14 protein-coding genes and 1 pseudogene are annotated in these 15,091 nt (G+C 65.4%); 7 read left to right on the top strand and 8 right to left on the bottom strand.

Annotation, left to right across the window (positions count from 1 at the left end):
• The first annotated feature begins 89 nt into the window (after positions 1 to 89).
• Positions 90 to 1,615 (top strand): annotated as a pseudogene (locus tag FCN77_RS05080) (DUF222 domain-containing protein).
• Between the two features lie 80 nt (positions 1,616 to 1,695).
• Here the strand turns inward: FCN77_RS05080 and FCN77_RS05075 are convergent.
• Positions 1,696 to 2,049, bottom strand: a complete 354-nt coding sequence (locus FCN77_RS05075; RefSeq protein ID WP_137321391.1) for a GNAT family N-acetyltransferase — start codon at positions 2,047 to 2,049, stop codon at positions 1,696 to 1,698.
• A gap of 130 nt (positions 2,050 to 2,179) precedes the next feature.
• On the opposite strand from FCN77_RS05075, the gene FCN77_RS05070 reads away from it, so the two are divergent.
• Together FCN77_RS05070 and FCN77_RS05065 are read left to right on the top strand one after the other, a co-directional pair.
• On the top strand, positions 2,180 to 2,509 hold the full coding sequence (locus FCN77_RS05070) for a DUF6457 domain-containing protein (protein ID WP_137321390.1): 330 nt from the start codon (positions 2,180 to 2,182) through the stop codon (positions 2,507 to 2,509).
• 48 nt (positions 2,510 to 2,557) lie between these two features.
• The gene (locus FCN77_RS05065) at positions 2,558 to 3,754 is read left to right on the top strand and encodes a TerC family protein (RefSeq protein WP_137321389.1); all 1,197 of its coding nucleotides are present in this window, start codon (positions 2,558 to 2,560) and stop codon (positions 3,752 to 3,754) included.
• A gap of 9 nt (positions 3,755 to 3,763) precedes the next feature.
• On the opposite strand, the gene FCN77_RS05060 is transcribed toward FCN77_RS05065, so the two are convergent.
• The 4 genes from FCN77_RS05060 to FCN77_RS05045 form a co-directional block, all read right to left on the bottom strand.
• Positions 3,764 to 4,069: an acylphosphatase gene (locus tag FCN77_RS05060; RefSeq protein WP_137321388.1), complete on the bottom strand. Its 306-nt coding sequence runs from the start codon at positions 4,067 to 4,069 to the stop codon at positions 3,764 to 3,766.
• Positions 4,070 to 4,150: 81 nt separating this feature from the next.
• Complete coding sequence (locus tag FCN77_RS05055; RefSeq protein ID WP_137321387.1) at positions 4,151 to 4,825, bottom strand: hypothetical protein; 675 nt, start codon at positions 4,823 to 4,825, stop codon at positions 4,151 to 4,153.
• Between the two features lie 40 nt (positions 4,826 to 4,865).
• Positions 4,866 to 5,015, bottom strand: a complete 150-nt coding sequence (locus FCN77_RS25825) for a hypothetical protein (protein WP_175417144.1) — start codon at positions 5,013 to 5,015, stop codon at positions 4,866 to 4,868.
• Positions 5,016 to 5,949: 934 nt separating this feature from the next.
• Complete coding sequence (locus FCN77_RS05045) at positions 5,950 to 6,687, bottom strand: hypothetical protein (protein ID WP_137321386.1); 738 nt, start codon at positions 6,685 to 6,687, stop codon at positions 5,950 to 5,952.
• Between the two features lie 209 nt (positions 6,688 to 6,896).
• Here FCN77_RS05045 and FCN77_RS05040 point away from each other — a divergent pair, with 209 nt between their 5' ends.
• Positions 6,897 to 8,759 carry an alpha-glucosidase gene (locus FCN77_RS05040; protein ID WP_254678850.1) on the top strand — a complete coding sequence of 621 codons (1,863 nt, stop codon included), beginning with the start codon at positions 6,897 to 6,899 and terminating at the stop codon, positions 8,757 to 8,759.
• A 338-nt stretch (positions 8,760 to 9,097) separates the two neighbouring features.
• On the opposite strand, the gene FCN77_RS05035 is transcribed toward FCN77_RS05040, so the two are convergent.
• Both FCN77_RS05035 and FCN77_RS05030 read right to left on the bottom strand, forming a co-directional pair.
• Positions 9,098 to 9,892, bottom strand: coding sequence for an alpha/beta fold hydrolase (locus FCN77_RS05035; RefSeq protein WP_137321385.1), 795 nt, complete (start codon positions 9,890 to 9,892; stop codon positions 9,098 to 9,100).
• A 110-nt stretch (positions 9,893 to 10,002) separates the two neighbouring features.
• A complete protein-coding gene (locus FCN77_RS05030; RefSeq protein ID WP_137321384.1) occupies positions 10,003 to 10,908 on the bottom strand; it encodes a glycosidase in 906 nt (301 codons plus the stop codon).
• Between the two features lie 320 nt (positions 10,909 to 11,228).
• On the opposite strand from FCN77_RS05030, the gene FCN77_RS05025 reads away from it, so the two are divergent.
• Together FCN77_RS05025 and FCN77_RS05020 are read left to right on the top strand one after the other, a co-directional pair.
• Positions 11,229 to 12,203 (top strand): aldo/keto reductase, encoded by a 975-nt coding sequence (locus FCN77_RS05025; protein ID WP_137321383.1) that lies wholly within the window; start codon positions 11,229 to 11,231, stop codon positions 12,201 to 12,203.
• 26 nt (positions 12,204 to 12,229) lie between these two features.
• Entirely contained in the window at positions 12,230 to 12,547 is a 318-nt protein-coding gene (locus FCN77_RS05020; RefSeq protein WP_137321382.1) for a DUF6457 domain-containing protein, read from the top strand.
• Here the strand turns inward: FCN77_RS05020 and FCN77_RS05015 are convergent, their stop codons facing one another.
• Complete coding sequence (locus tag FCN77_RS05015; protein WP_137321381.1) at positions 12,548 to 14,848, bottom strand: FdhF/YdeP family oxidoreductase; 2,301 nt, start codon at positions 14,846 to 14,848, stop codon at positions 12,548 to 12,550.
• Between FCN77_RS05015 and FCN77_RS27550 the strand changes: the two genes are divergently transcribed.
• A complete protein-coding gene (locus tag FCN77_RS27550) occupies positions 14,750 to 14,995 on the top strand; it encodes a pentapeptide repeat-containing protein (protein ID WP_137321380.1) in 246 nt (81 codons plus the stop codon). The genes FCN77_RS05015 and FCN77_RS27550 overlap by 99 nt on opposite strands.
• Positions 14,996 to 15,091 lie beyond the last annotated feature (96 nt).

Genomic DNA, 15,091 nt, shown 5'->3' with positions numbered 1-15,091 from the left:
AATGCACGACGGCGGGCGGACCGGCGGCTAAGCCCCACCTGCCGCCTCGGGCAGCGTTATTTGTCTGACCCTCCTGCCAAGCTGTGAGTATGGAAAGCACCGCAGCATCTGACGCACTGAACGCCGTGGCCGCGTCCGTTGCCGCGTTGTATCGCCTGTGCGCCGGCGAACCAGTCAACGGGGTGTCGGACCCAAATCCTTTGCGGCAGCTGGCCGACCGCTGCCTGGACGGGCTCACTGAGGTGGCCCGCATGGAGGCCCGGACCGCGGCGCTCAAGGTCCGGCTGACCGGGACGTTTGCCGACGCCACCAGGGCCTTGGCATCCCCGGCGGCGTCGCCCCAGGAACAGAGCGCCATGGAGATGGGCCTGGTGGCCGAACTGGCGTGTGTCCTGACCGTCAGCGAAAGAACCGCGGGAGCCTTCCTGCAGGAATCCCGGCAGCTCAGCACGGTACTGCCGCTGACGCTTGATGCACTGCAGGCCGGGACCATCTCGTGGCAGCACGCCCGGATCCTGGTCGACGAAACCATTGGCGTCCACCCTGCCGCGGCCGCCGCCCTGGAAGAGCACTTCCTGGACCCTGACGCCGTGAACGCTGCGCGGGGCTGTCCGGCCGGGGACCTGGTGCCCTCCCGTTTCCGCGCCAAAGCACGCAGTTGGCGGGAGCGCCACCACCCTGTCAGCATCGAAAAACGCCACCAGGCCAGCGTTCAGGACCGAAGACTGGAATACACCCCTGACCGCGACGGCATGGCATGGCTCTCCGCCTACCTGCCCGCCGACACCGCCTCTTCCATCTGGCACCGCTCCACTGCCGCGGCCAGGGCCCTCCAAGGCCCGGCCGAGCAGCGGAACCTGTCCCAACTCAGGGCCGACACCGCCGCATCCTGGCTACTCGAGGGCGTCGCTGACGGTGCTCCTTCGCCCAAGGCGCAAGTACTGGTCACCGTGCCTGTGTTTTCGCTCCTGGGCGCCACCGAAGAACCCGCCATCCTGGATGGTTACGGGCCCATCCCGCCCGGCATGGCCCGCCGGCTCGTCGCAGACGGGGCTACCTCGTTCCACCGTGTCCTGACTGACCCCGGCTCCGGCGCGCCGCTGGAGATCGGACGCACCAGCTACCGGATCCCGGCGGCCATGCGCCAATGGCTGCGCCTGCGGGACGGTAAATGTCCGTTCCCGGGATGCAACAACCAATCCCTCGATACCGAGGCCGATCACGTCCTGGCCTGGGACGAAGGGGGCGTTACCGGGATCTCCAACCTCGGCCAGCCCTGCCGGAAGCATCACCGCCTCAGGCACACCACCGGCTGGAAACCCGTCGACGCCGGCCGCGATGCTCCGCCCGGTTGGTAGCGCCATCCGGACGCCGCTATCGCAGCGAAGGATACGACTGGGAACCACCCTGGAGGCCCCACGGCATCCCGTGGCCGCCGGACGCGGACATGCCTCACGCTGGCGGAAGGACGGACCAGCCCTCTGACATGACGGACCACGTCCGCGACGCGCCAGAACACACCCCCGACATAACGGAACACGTCCGCGACGCAGAGCTACCTGCCAGCCTGCCCGCCGACCCTTTGCCGGATTGGGAAATGTGGCTCGCAGCCTGACCGCGCCTGGTCCGCGGGAGCCTGCTGCCAGTTGAACTGCGCCGGCGCCTAGCTACGCCCCGAACAGACCTGCGCGCAGGCTACGCCCCGGCACGCGCCGCCAGGGCGCCACTGAGGAACTCCAGGTGCGCCGGCGTGGTGGCTGTGGTGCTGTCGGCGTACTCGGGGTGCTTCGTGAGGAACTTCTTAATGTACGGGCACACCGGCACAATGCTGATCCCGTCCGAGGTCGTCTCGTCCAGTGCCACGGTGGCGAGTTGGCCGGCCAGCCCCTGGCCGCCGTATTCCTCGTTGATCACCGTGTGGTAGAAAATCCGCTGCGGCGCGTCGCCGCCGTCGTACGCCTTGTACGCGGCCTTGCCGATCACGTTGCCCGCCACAAGCACTTCAAAGCGCTCGCGGTCCGGGTTATGGCGGATAGTGACATCAGTCATCGCAGGATCTCCTTGATAGCGGCTTCTGTTACAGCCTAACCTCGAGGCATCTGCGGTTATTTCTGACACGTTATTTCTGACTCTTAGCATTTCATTTCTGACTCTTAGCATTTCTGACTTAGGAGCGACCATGGCGGTCAACGACGACGAAGCACAGATCCTGGACCAATGGAGCCACCGGCTGGCCCATGCCCTGCAGATCCTGGACCTCGACTTTGACCGGGAACTAATCCTGGACCTGGCCGGCGAAGCCGCGCGCTCGGTAACCCACGCAGCTGCCCCGATCACCACGCTGATGGTGGGCTATGCCGCCGGGATCGCTGCCGGAAGTGGAAGCGCCGTGTCCAAGGCGTCGTCCGCCGCAGCGGTAGAGCAAGCCGCCGGTGTGGCCATCCAGCTGTGCGCGGACGGGGCCCACGGAGGCCCGGCCAGCAAAGGCTGGGCCGACACCGCCCAGTAACAACAGCCGATAGGGTGGGAGCACCTCACCGGCAGGAAGGCGCGCAGCATGCAGGTCCCGCTTTACGTATGGATTCTGACCATCGTCGGCATTCTGGGCCTGCTGGCCTTCGACTTCTTCTTCCACGTCCGCAAGGCGCACTCCCCCAAGCTCAAGGAATCGGCCAAGTGGTCCGCCATCTACGTGGGCCTGGCCCTGGTCTTCGGCGTCGGCGTCCTGGTGTTCGGCGGGCCCACCATGGGCACCGAGTATTTCGCCGGCTACGTCACCGAAAAGGCGCTGTCCGTGGACAACCTTTTCGTCTTCCTGATCATCATGGCCAGCTTCAAGGTCCCGCGGGCGGACCAGCAGAAGGTGCTCCTGTTCGGCATCGTGTTTTCGCTGGTCGCCCGCACCGGCTTCATCTTCCTCGGCGCGGCCCTGATCAACAGCTTCGCCTGGGTGTTCTACATTTTCGGCCTCATCCTGCTCATCACGGCCGGCAACCTCCTCAAGCCCGATTCCCACGACGACGACAGTGAGGGTTTTGTGGTCCGGCTCGCCAGGAAGTTCCTCCCGGCGTCGGAGCACTACGACGGCGACAAGCTCTTCACCGTGGAGAACGGCAAACGCGTCCTCACCCCCATGCTGCTGGTCATGGTGGCCATCGGCGGCACGGACGTCCTCTTCGCGCTGGACTCCATCCCGGCCATCTTCGGCCTAACCCAGAACGTTTTCGTCGTCTTCACCGCCACGGCCTTCTCGCTGATGGGGCTGCGGCAACTGTTCTTCCTCATCGACGAACTGCTGGACCGCCTCATCTACCTCTCCTACGGCCTCGCCGCGATCCTCGGTTTCATCGGCGTCAAGCTCATCCTGCACGCGCTGCACGAGAACAACCTGCCCTTCATCAACGACGGCGAACACGTCAACGTCCTCGAGATCAGCACCGAACTGTCGCTGACCGTGATAATCGGCGTCCTGGTGGTCACGGTGCTCGCGTCGATCCTCAGCCCCAAGGGCAAGGCAAAGAACATGGTCTCCGGCGCCAAGCGTCACGCCACCGAATACGTGGACCTGAACTACGAAACGGACATCGCCGAGCGCGAGGCGATCTTCAACAAGATGGTCCGCGAAGAAGCCGAACTCAGGAAGCTTCCGGAAAAGTACAAGCAGCTCATCCGCAACGAAACCGCGTTCATGGACCTGCTGAAGCAGGCCCATACCGAGCACGACGAAGCCCTGCAGCGCGAAGGCCGCAAGTAGGTCGGGAACCTAATACACCACGTCGAAGCCGCTGAACTCCCCCGTGGCCGGCGACACCGACTCATCCACGTGGTCCACGCGCCCCGGCGCGTCGTCGGAGCGCAGCCAGCGGCGGAACTCCAGCACCACCGCCTGGGGACCTTCGACGACGACGGCGACCGTCCCGTCGTCGTCGTTCCGCACCGTTCCGGTCAGGGCGAGTTCCTCCGCCTTGCGGACCGTCCGATAGCGGAACCCGACGGCCTGGACCACGCCCTCAACGCGCGCCTGCAAGCGGACGTCCGTGCCCGCGCCCCGGTCTGCAGTATCAGCCATGGTTCCAATCTAGCGCCGCCCGCCGGTGTTCCGACAGGCGGTGATCCGACAGGCTCAACCCCACAGTCCCAGCCCAACAGCTCAATCTTCGGACGCCGTGTTGGCGGCAGGCCTGGCCTTGCGCTTCCTTGAGCGCGACCACACCAGGATCGCCCCGATCGCCCCAACGAGCACGGGAATGGTCACGCCAAGTGGCTGCGCCCAGTCCCTCACGATCGCATTCAGCACGTAGCCAATCTCGATCTCCACCTGGATGTCTTCCCGGAACGTCTCCAGGCTGAGGTCAGGGCCGTTCTCCGCGGTGGCGAAAAGGTGCAGGGTCAGGGTTTTCCGGCCCGCCTCCCTGGGCGTGATCCACCAGCTCCACTCCGCAACGCCGTGCTCCGGCACCAGCATCTCCCCGCTCGCATTTCCGGCGCGCTCGATGTCCATGCCAGGCCCTGACAGGTCCGCCCGCATCTCCTCGCACACTATGGGTGCCCTGGTTTCCACCGGATTGCTGCCCGGGATCTTCTCTTCGTGGCCCGCGCCGGGATCGCCCATGGTGACGTGCAGGACGAATTCCCGGGTCTCGCCCTGGCGCATCGGCGACGGCGGCCGGAACGTCAGTTCGCCTTTGAGACAGGTTTCGAGGATTTCCTTCGCACGCTTTGCCCGCTCGAAGGCGGTGGACGTAGGAGTGGACGTAGGAAAGGCGGTGGACGTGGGACCCGGCGGAGGGGAGCTTTCTTCGGGGAACGGCTCGGTTTCGGTCACGTAGTACGTCGTCGGCGAAGGCTCGGGACCGCCGCCCGGCTCAGTGGGTGTTGACGTGGGGCGCGTCGAGGGCACCGGGCCCGCGCCCGGCGTGCTGCCAGGGCCGCCGTCGCCGGGCGTCGGCCGTACCGACACCGACGCCGACACGGTGGCCGACGGCGATGGCCCGCCGTTCGGCACCGGCGTGCATGCGCCCCGACCCGCCGCCACACAAAGGGCTAACAGCGCGGATGCCATTGCCTTCGCACCGCTTACGAGCCGCTGCTTCCCCAGTGCGTACATCAGAACCCCGACAGATCGGACTGCGTCCTGATTCGAGTCTGCGCGGGCGCACACGGCCAGTCAAGGAACGTCCGCATGGCCTCGAAAGGCACCAGACCGGCACCCTGCCCTGCCGGCCGGTTACTTCGCAGGCCGCAGGGAAGTGATCATCCGGCGGATATTCCGGTACTCACCTGTTTCGGCGTACAGCTTTGCCTTCTCCAGATAGGGCAGCGAAGCATCCCCGGGGGTCGCATTGATCGCGGGGTCGTAGCCCGCCCCGAACATCGCCCCGCTGGGCGGCCACCTGAACAGCAGGAAAATAGGACATGCCAGGGTGCCTGTCTCCTCGATGGTCCAGTCGCCCGGGTAGTCGAACGTCAGGTCACCGTCCGCCGTCGTGAACGTCTTCCAGCCGGACGCCGTCGGGGACGGCAGTTCACTCGGCGACGTCCCGGACGTGGCAGATCCGCTCGGCGTCCCTGTGGGCGTGCCCGACGCCGTTGCTCCCGCCGTCGCGGTGGGAGGTGCCTCCGTTCCGTTCGCCGCCCCCTTGGGGTGCCGCTCGCCGTCGTGCCGGACGATGTGGCGGTTGCCGACCGCCCGCCGGGAGGGGCTGTTGGCGGTCCGCAGGCTGCCAAAAGTACAGCAAGGCAGGCTGCGGCAGTTGCTGCGGCGCCCGAATGTGCTGATCCAAGTGATTCATAGCCGGGCTTCGTTGATCGGCGCATGCAATCCTCCTCATACAGCTGAGGGATTAATTGTGGCGCCGCCGGTCGAGGCTGGCGCGGGGCGGGCAAAATTGCCGCCAAACTGTTGCGCACCGCGGGGTTGCCCCGCGGCGCGCAACGCTTCCGGCTGGTCTACGAAGCAGGCTTCAGCGACGTGATCATCTTCTTGATGTTCTTGTACTCCTGCGTCCCCATGTAGGCCTCCGGGGTATCCACGTGCATCTCGTTGCCGGGTGTGGTGTCGAAGGGATCGTAAACGCCGCCGAACATCGCCCCGCTGGGCGGCCAGGTGAAGAAATGGAAGATCGGGCAGGCTTCGGCCCCGCTCGGTTCCGGCGCCGAGGTGATCCCGTAGGCGAACAGGGTCATTAGCTTCGGATCCGTTGCGGTGGTATCCGTCCTGGTCTCGAAGGTGTACCGCGGCACGGTACCGCTCTGTTCCAGCGCCGGAAGAGGTTCGGATTCATAGACACCGAACGGCTGCTTCTCCGTGCATTCGGAACCCGTGACCATGTTCGTCCTCAGGGTGGCCAGGTTCTTCCCGTTGGCGTTGGTGATGTTCACGAACACTCCTCCGGGGGCAGCTTCACCGGCGGGATCCGTGATCTTCCAGTCGGCCGGATGATCAAACATCAGGCCGTCCGCCGTGGTGTAGGACTTCCAGCCGGCTTCGGGTTCCGGGGAGTCCGTCGCGGAGGCGGTTGTGGTTGCCGTAGCAGTGGAGGTGGGGGTTGCCGTAGCGGTGGCCGTGGAGGGGGCTGCCGGGGAGGTCGTCGGCGGTGACGACGCCGGCGGACCGCAGGCTACCAGCAGGAATGCGAGGCACAGGGCGCCCGGGACTGCGATGGCCGTGGGTGCTGAGCGGTTCATCTGTTCTCCTGAAATTCATGAGACCGCGAATAGTCCCTCAATTGTGGACCTGCGCCAACTCCCGCTCCAGCAATAAATCCAAACGATGTCTAAATGTTATGGGCGCGCCGAAGGCCTTGTGGAAGGCCTTTCGTGTCCGGCGGATCTGAACAATAATCGAAGCGAGCCCCACCATCAGACCAGCCGCAAGCAACTGAGGAGACCAGGCCATGACCACCCACGTGGACCCCGTAACGGAACCCCCTGTCAGTGTTGACGCGGACGCCGACGACGAGGTGACCACAGATCCCGGCTGGTTCCGGAAAGCGGTGGTCTACCAGATCTATCCGCGCAGCTTCGCGGACTCCGACGACGATGGCATCGGGGACCTGCCCGGGATCATCAGCAAGCTGGATTACCTCAAGAAACTGGGGGTCGACGTCGTCTGGCTCTCCCCCATCTACACGTCCCCGCAGGACGACAACGGTTACGACATCAGCAACTACCGCGACGTCGACCCCATCTTCGGCACCCTCGCCGACCTGCAGAAACTGACGGACGGGCTCCACTCGCGGGGCATGAAACTCGTGATGGACCTCGTGGTCAACCACACCTCGGACGAGCATCCGTGGTTCGTCGAATCGCGCTCCTCCAAGGACAATCCCAAGCGCGACTGGTACTGGTGGCGGACACCCAGGGAACATCCGGAAACCGACACCCCCGCAGAGCCGAACAACTGGGGCTCCGCATTCTCCGGGCCGGCCTGGGAATTCGACCAGGCCACGGGCGAGTACTACCTTCACCTGTTCTCCCGGAAGCAGCCGGACCTGAACTGGGAAAGCCCGGAGGTCCGCGCGGCCGTCTACGAGATGATGAACTGGTGGCTGGACCGCGGCGTGGACGGTTTCCGCATGGACGTCATCAACTTCATCTCCAAGGACACCGCACTGCCGGACGGGCCGCGGGCTGACGGAAAGCTATTCGGCGACGGCAGCCTGCACTTCATGTCCGGGCCGCGGATCCATGAGTTCCTGCACGAGATGCACCTGGAAGTCTTCGCCGGCCGGGACAAGCCACTGCTCACCGTGGGCGAGATGCCCGGCGTCACCGTGGATGACGCCGTCCTGTTCACCGACCCCGCGCGGCGCGAAGTGGACATGGTGTTCCAGTTCGAGCACGTGGCGCTGGACCAGGAGGACGGCAACAAGTGGCGGCCCAGGAAACTGCGGCTCACGGACCTGAAGCGGTCCCTGGGCCGCTGGCAGGACGCGCTGGCTGAGCGTGGCTGGAACAGCCTTTACTGGGGCAACCACGACCAGGCCCGTGCCGTGTCCCGCTTCGGCGACGACGGGCACTACCGCGAGCTGTCCGCCAAGATGCTGGCCGGGATCCTGCACCTGCACCGGGGCACGCCGTACGTCTACCAGGGCGAAGAGCTGGGCATGACCAACATGAGCTTCGGGGCCATCAGCGACTACCGCGACATCGAAGTGCTTAACCACCACCGCGAAGCCACCACACATCTGGGCCACACCGACGCCGAAGTCCTGGCGGCACTGGCGCCCCTGAACCGGGACAACGCCCGCACGCCGGTCCAGTGGGACGCCAGCCGGCACGGAGGTTTCACCACGGGATCACCGTGGATTGCCGTCAACCCCAACACCAGCCACATCAATGCGGCAGAGCAGGAGGACAACCCGGATTCGGTGTTCAGCTTCTACCGCCAGGTCATCGCCCTGCGGCATTCCGAGCCGGTCGTGGCGGAAGGCGACTTCACCATGCTGCTGCCCGACGACGAACACGTGTATGCGTTCCGGCGGTCACTGTCCGCTGCCGCCACCGCGGCCAGTTCGGCTGCGGCGCCCGGCGTACAGCTTCTGGTGCTGGGCAACTTCTCCGGACAGGACCGGACTGTGGCGCTCGACGGCGGGGGCTGGGGTGATGACGAGGCCGGTGCCGCTGAGCCGGAACTGGGGCACTACCCGGCAGAGCTGGTCCTGGGAAACTACCCGCTCGAAGCCACCGGGACACACGCCGAAATCACGCTGCGCCCTTGGGAACTGAAGGTTTTTCGCCGGCAACACAACACTTGAGCCAACACACCAGCGCAATCTGACCACTGAAGCTATCTGACCACTGAATCAATCGACCACTAGGCAAGGAGTTAATCATGACAATTCCACCGCTACCCGAGCCGGATCCGTTCCCTCCGGACCCGGGACCCACCGGGCCGCCGGACCCGGACAATCCGTTTCCGCCCAACAGGCCGGACCCCACGGAGCCGCGCCCGCCCGGACCCGCGCCCGAACCGTCGCCAGGGCCGGGGCCGCTGCCGATTCCGGACCCCGGCCCTGTCCCGCCGCCGGGTCCACCGCCAAACCCGGATCCCACACGGTTCTGATTCCGGCTCTGATTACGGGCTCCAACAAGCTCAATCACCGATGCTGTGCAGGAACCGACGGACCTCCGCGTTGAACGCCTCCGGCGTTTCGGCAGCGACCATATGTCCGACGTCGGGAATCACCACCAGCTCTGAACCGGGAATCTGGCGGTGCATCTCCGATGCGACTGTCAACGGTGCCCGCACGTCTTCCGCGCCGTACAGCAGCAGCGTCGGAACCGTGATGGTGGGCAGCACGTCACGATAGTCGGCATGGCCACTCGCGCTCAGCATGGCGCGCATTCCGGCGGGACGGAAATCGGCCATGATGGCACTGGTTTCGTCGACGACGGCAGGATCGGCACGCGTGGTGAACAGGGTGGGCAGCCACACGGGAATGAACTGCCCGGGTGGCTGGTCGAGCTCGGCGAGGACCTGGGCGTTCCGACGTTCCACCTCCTCCGGCGGCAGCGAACCCGCCCACCCGGCGTAGGCGGAGGCCAGCACCAGCGAGGCCGCCATGTTCGGATGGCCCCTGTACAGTTCCAGGGCCGCACCGGAACCCCACGACAGCCCAAGGACATGCGGTTTCCGCGGCGCCACCGCCCGGAGGAAGCCCGCGATGACGTTACCGAGGTCCTCGGCGGAGAATTCCGGTGGCGGATCATCGGATTGGCCGCACCCCGGGGCGTCCCAGGCGATGACAGTGAACTCGTCGGAGAGGCCGTCCAACTGCGGACGCCAGATGCGGCTGTCCTCATAGGCGCCGTGGATCAGGACGAGCGGAGGCCCTTGGCCCGCGCGCTGGTAGGCGATGCGCATCCCTGAAACTTCGACCGTTCCCATGGCACACCGGTCCTTTGTGGAGCTGACCCTGATTGGACTGATTCTAGGCCGATCAGGGTCAGCTGCCTACCGCAGCCACCGGGCTGCGGGCGTCAAAGTGCGCCCCGGGTTTAGATCAGGGTGATGTCGCGCGAGCGGTGATCGTAGTTGAAGGTGATCCGGCCGCCGGGGTGGTGGAGTTCGTGGTTGGCGCCGTCGAACGCGCCAAACGCACCGTAGTTCTCGTCCCACGAACGGTTGAGGGCAATCTTGAAGCTGTAGTGCCCGGCCGGAAGGTCGGTCGTAAGCTTCCAGAGCTGGTCCACGGCATCCAGCTTCATCTGGGACTCGTCGTACTGGGGCGCCCAGTTCGCCGGAGCGCCCAGCAGGATGTTGAAGTCGCCGGCGATTGCCACAGCTTCCGGCTGGTCGATCGTCTCAACGCTGGCGGTCGTTTCCCCGGAAGGAGCGGTTTCACTGACCTTGGCCGACTTCGCGGCAGTTTTGCGCGTGCGCACTGCCTTGGCCACCGGGGCCACTGCGTCCTCGATCAGCTCGGCAGCCTTCTCGACCACCTTGGCGGCCTTCGACGGCGCCTTCTTCCTGGGAGCAGCCTTGGGAGCTTTCGCGGCGGCCTTCGGAGCGGCTGCGGGAGCAGCCTTCGCGGGGAGCTCCGTGGGAACCGGTACGTCAGCCGGTACCGGAGTGCCGTCGGCAAGGGCCGTTGCAAAGGTGTCCGGATCCGGGAATGCAACAGTGGCCCGGAGGCCGTCCTCGGTGATGGTCCAGCCGCTGCGTCCCTTGACCAGCCAGCCTGCCTTCACGAGCTTGCTGGTGGCGCTGGTCAGTGCCTTGTGTCCCCGGGGAATGCCTCCGCTGAGCAGCTCACTTTCCTTCTCGTTCAGCGGGACGCGAACCGTGGCCTGGGCCAGGACGGCGCCGGCGCCGAGGGTCTCGCGTGACAGAACGCTTTCAGCGAGGATGTCGAGCACTGACTTGAGTCGAACCGTGGTGGTGTCTGCAATAGCCGTGGGCATGTTTGTCCTTTCGAGCATGTGATCACTCAGCATTTTGCCAGTGAACTGTTAATTGAGGCGACTATGGGCGTTAACAACGTGTGTCGTGACCGACTATGACGCCGAATGCGGCGCAAGTGAACTAAGAGTCTCAGCTACGGGGCGGGAACATCAGGACTTTCGGCCCGTTGACAGGCGGGAGGGGCCTCATTTTCCAGGCCAACCGTTGTGGGCAAGGAACCGACCTGCTTATAGTAGCGGCCTGCCGATGTCCAAGCACCCTTCCCATGACCCACACGGCCCGTCCGGGATTCCGGCATTCCCTCGATGAGGAGACAACCATGGAAACCCGCACACTTGGCTCTTTGACCGTCTCTGCCCTTGGCCTCGGCTGCATGGGCATGAGTGAGTTCTACGGCACGGGCGACGACAACGAATCGGGGGCCACCATCCACGCGTTCCTCGACGCCGGCGGAACACTCCTGGACACGGCGGACGTGTACGGACCGTTTACCAATGAGCAGCTGGTGGGCCGGGCCATCGCCGGGCGTCGGTCCGAGGTTGTCCTCGCCACGAAGTTCGGAAATGAGCGCCGGGAGGATGGCTCCTGGGTAGGCATCAACGGCAGGCCCGAGTACGTGCGTTCGGCCTGCGACGCGAGCCTCCAGCGCCTTGGGGTGGACCACATCGACCTCTACTACCAGCACCGGGTGGACAAGGCCGTGCCGATCGAGGACACGGTGGGTGCCATGGCCGAACTGGTCCAGGCCGGGAAAGTCCGCCACCTGGGCCTCTCCGAGGCCAGCGCCGACACCATCCGCCGCGCCCACGCTGTGCACCCGATATCTGCACTGCAGACGGAGTACTCCCTATGGGAGCGGGAACCGGAGGTGAAAGTCTTCCCGGTGCTGGCGGAACTGGGCATCGGCTTCGTGCCCTACAGCCCGCTGGGCCGGGGCTTCCTGACCGGCGCACTGCGCACCGCCGAGGACTTCGCACCGGACGATTTCCGACGCCACTCACCACGGTTCCAAGGGGAGAACTTCACGCGCAACCTCGAGCTGGTGGACCGCGTGAAGGAGCTGGCCGACCAAAAGAAATGCACGCCGGCGCAGCTGGCTCTGGCCTGGCTGCTGGCCCAGGGCGACCATATCGTCCCCATCCCCGGTACCAAGAAGCGCGAGCGCCTTCGCGAGAACCTGGGCGCACTCGACGTCGAACTTTCTCCCCAGGACCTCACTCGGCTGGACGAGCTTGCCCCTGCAGGGGCGGCCGCCGGCGCACGCTATCCGCATATGGGTTCGATCGATGTCTGACCCGCAACATCAATGAAGGAGACCCAGTGACCGAACTCAATGAGGAAGATCTGGCCCTGGCCCAATGGAGCCGGCGGCTCACCCATGCACTGCAGATCCTGGATCTGGAGCTGGACCACGCGCTGATTCGCCGGCTTGCCAAGGAATCCTCCGCGGCAGTCAACGACGGCGCGGGTCCGATCAGCGCTGTGGTGGTGGGCTTTGCGGCGGGGTTGTCCGCCGCTAAGGGGAAAGCCAGCCCCAGCGAGGCCATCGAGTCCGCTACGGAAGTGGCCTTGGCGTTATGCGAACACGGAGCCGACGGCGGCCCGGACAGCGAAGGGTGGGGTGGCACCGCGCAGTAGCTACGCGGCGCTTGGCTCCAACCGCACAATCACGGCCTTGGACACCGGAGTGTTGCTCCCCTCGGCCACGCTCTCCAAAGGTACAAGCACGTTGGCTTCCGGATAGTACGCCGCGGCACAGCCCCGGGCCGTGGGATATGAGACCACACGGAACTTCCGCAGCACCCGTTCCGCGTTGTCCTCGTAAACCCCGTGGATGTCCACGTGCTGACCGTCGGAGAGGCCCAGCTCCGCGATGTCCTCGGGGCTGACAAAGACCACTTCGCGCCCTTTCTTGATGCCGCGGTAGCGGTCGTCATGGCCGTAAATGGTGGTGTTGAACTGGTCGTGCGACCTCATGGACTGCAGGATCAACGTGCCGGCGGGGCGCTGCACGTGCTCAAGGTGGTTGACGGTCAGCATGGCCTTGCCCGTGGGTGTGGGAAAGGTCCGCGAATCCCGGGGCCCGTTGGGGAGCACAAAGCCGCCCTCCTGGCGGATCTTCCGGTTATAGTCCTCACAGCCCGCCACCACGTGGGAGATGTGGTCCCGGATGAGGTCGTAGTTGCGCTCGAATCCGGCCCAGTCGGCGTCCGTCTTCTTCCCATCCAGGGTGGCGCGGGCAAGCCTGCTGATGATGGCCACTTCCGAAAGCAGGTTCGGCGCCACCGGTTTGACTGTGCCATGCGAGGCGTGGACGGCGCAGACGGTGTCCTCCACGGACACGAACTGCGGGCCGGATGCCTGCAGGTCGATCTCGGTGCGTCCCATCGTGGGCAGGATCAGGGCTTCCTCGCCGGTCACGGTATGGGAGCGGTTGAGCTTCGTGGAGATCTGGACCGACATCTCAGTGTTTGCCATGGCGGCTTCGGCAGCGCGGGAATCGGAGATGGCCCCCACCAGGTTGCCGCCGAGGCCCACGAAGACCTTGATGTCGCCGTCGCGCATCCTCCGGATTGTTTCCACGGCGTCTGCACCGTGCTCCCGGGGCGGCTCGAAGTTGAACTCCTTACCCAGGGCATCCAGGAAGGCCGGCGGCATCTGCTCCCAGATGCCCATGGTGCGGTCGCCCTGCACGTTGCTGTGGCCGCGGATCGGGGAGGCTCCGGCACCGGGTTTGCCTATGTTTCCGCGTAGCAGCAGGAGATTAATGATCTCCTTGATGGTGGCCACGCCCTTCTTGTGCTGCGTGATGCCCATGGCCCAGGTGATGATGACCTTCTCGGCCCTGAGATAGCGGGCGGCCAGTTCGTCGATTTCCTGGCTGCGCAGGCCGGTGGCCGCAAGCACGGCGGCCTCGTCCAGCTCCGCGAGGTGCTCTTTGAGCTCCTCCAGCCCCTGGCAGTGCTCCTGGAGGAACCGGTGGTCCAGCACGCTGCCGGGGTTCCTGGCTTCGGCGTCGAGCACCCGCTTGGACACGGCCTGCAAAAGCGCCATGTCCCCGCCCAGGCGGATCTGCAGGAACTGGTCGGCGATCTGCGTGCCGTGCCCAACGATGCCTTTGACCTTTTGCGGGTTCTTGTACCTTCGCAGTCCGGCCTCCGGCAGCGGGTTCACGGCGACGATCCGGCCGCCGGCTTCCTTGGCTTCTTCCAGGGCGGTGAGCATCCGCGGGTGGTTGGTGCCGGGGTTCTGGCCCATGATGATGATCAGGTCCGCCTGCGCGAAGTCGTCGTAGGAGATGGTGGCTTTGCCGATGCCGATGGTCTGGCCCATCCCCCAGCCGGAAGACTCGTGGCACATGTTGGAACAGTCCGGCAGGTTGTTGGTCCCGTAGGCCCGGGCGAACAACTGGTACAGGAACGCTGCCTCATTGGACGTGCGGCCGCTGGTGTAGAACGCGGCCTCGTCGGGGCTCGCCAGGCTCTTCAGCTTGCCGCCCAGGATGGAGAAGGCCTCGTCCCAGCTGACCGGACGGTAGTGGTCCTCCCCCGCAGGCTTGTACACCGGTTCAGTCAGCCGCCCCTGCATGCCGAGCCAGTACTCGGACATTCCGCGCAGTTCGGAGACCGGGTGCTCCGCCCAGAATTCCGAGGGGACAAGCACCGGGGTGGCTTCCCACGTCACGGCTTTGGCGCCGTTCTCGCAGAACTCGAACGCCTTGCGGTGGCCGGGGTCGGGCCACGCGCAGCTCATGCAGTCGAAGCCGTCCTTCTGGTTCAACGCCAGCAGCGTCTTGCGGGACCGGTCCAGGCCCATCTTCTCAATGGCAGGCTTCATGGAGTGGTAGACGCCGGGAAAACCCGCGGCCCAGTCCTTCGGTTTGCCCACCTCAAGGTTGTTTTCGTCAGCTTCTTCCACACGCGGGTTCTTGCGGGGCATTGCTGCGCCCTCCTCGGTTCGGTGCTGTCCGGTTCAGTGCTGTCCGGTTCGGTGCTGTCTGGTTCAGTGCTGTCCGGTTCGGTGCTGTCCGGTTCGGTGCTGTCCGGTTCAGTGCTGTCCAGTTCAGTGCTGTTTCATCAGGATTAGCAGTTATGGAGGTCCCCCGCAAGGACTTGATTCAGGCGTTTCCCTGCAGATCCCGGGGGTGTTGTTCCGGGGCAAATGGGCGGACAATGGAACGCA

This window comes from Arthrobacter sp. 24S4-2 (assembly GCF_005280255.1).
GTDB lineage: Bacteria > Actinomycetota > Actinomycetes > Actinomycetales > Micrococcaceae > Arthrobacter.
This window is presented reverse-complemented; position numbering and strand designations above follow the sequence as displayed.

Bases quoted from the DNA above. Each gene is read 5' to 3' on its own strand.
- FCN77_RS05060 (WP_137321388.1), bottom strand. From the start codon at position 4,069: ATGGCTGATACTGCAGACCGGGGCGCGGGCACGGACGTCCGCTTGCAG.
- FCN77_RS05075 (WP_137321391.1), bottom strand. From the start codon at position 2,049: ATGACTGATGTCACTATCCGCCATAACCCGGACCGCGAGCGCTTTGAA.
- FCN77_RS05025 (WP_137321383.1), top strand. From the start codon at position 11,229: ATGGAAACCCGCACACTTGGCTCTTTGACCGTCTCTGCCCTTGGCCTC.
- FCN77_RS05035 (WP_137321385.1), bottom strand. From the start codon at position 9,892: ATGGGAACGGTCGAAGTTTCAGGGATGCGCATCGCCTACCAGCGCGCG.
- FCN77_RS05065 (WP_137321389.1), top strand. From the start codon at position 2,558: ATGCAGGTCCCGCTTTACGTATGGATTCTGACCATCGTCGGCATTCTG.
- FCN77_RS25825 (WP_175417144.1), bottom strand. From the start codon at position 5,015: ATGCACGCCGGTGCCGAACGGCGGGCCATCGCCGTCGGCCACCGTGTC.
- FCN77_RS05040 (WP_254678850.1), top strand. From the start codon at position 6,897: ATGACCACCCACGTGGACCCCGTAACGGAACCCCCTGTCAGTGTTGAC.
- FCN77_RS05070 (WP_137321390.1), top strand. From the start codon at position 2,180: ATGGCGGTCAACGACGACGAAGCACAGATCCTGGACCAATGGAGCCAC.
- FCN77_RS05030 (WP_137321384.1), bottom strand. From the start codon at position 10,908: ATGCCCACGGCTATTGCAGACACCACCACGGTTCGACTCAAGTCAGTG.
- FCN77_RS05015 (WP_137321381.1), bottom strand. From the start codon at position 14,848: ATGCCCCGCAAGAACCCGCGTGTGGAAGAAGCTGACGAAAACAACCTT.
- FCN77_RS05045 (WP_137321386.1), bottom strand. From the start codon at position 6,687: ATGAACCGCTCAGCACCCACGGCCATCGCAGTCCCGGGCGCCCTGTGC.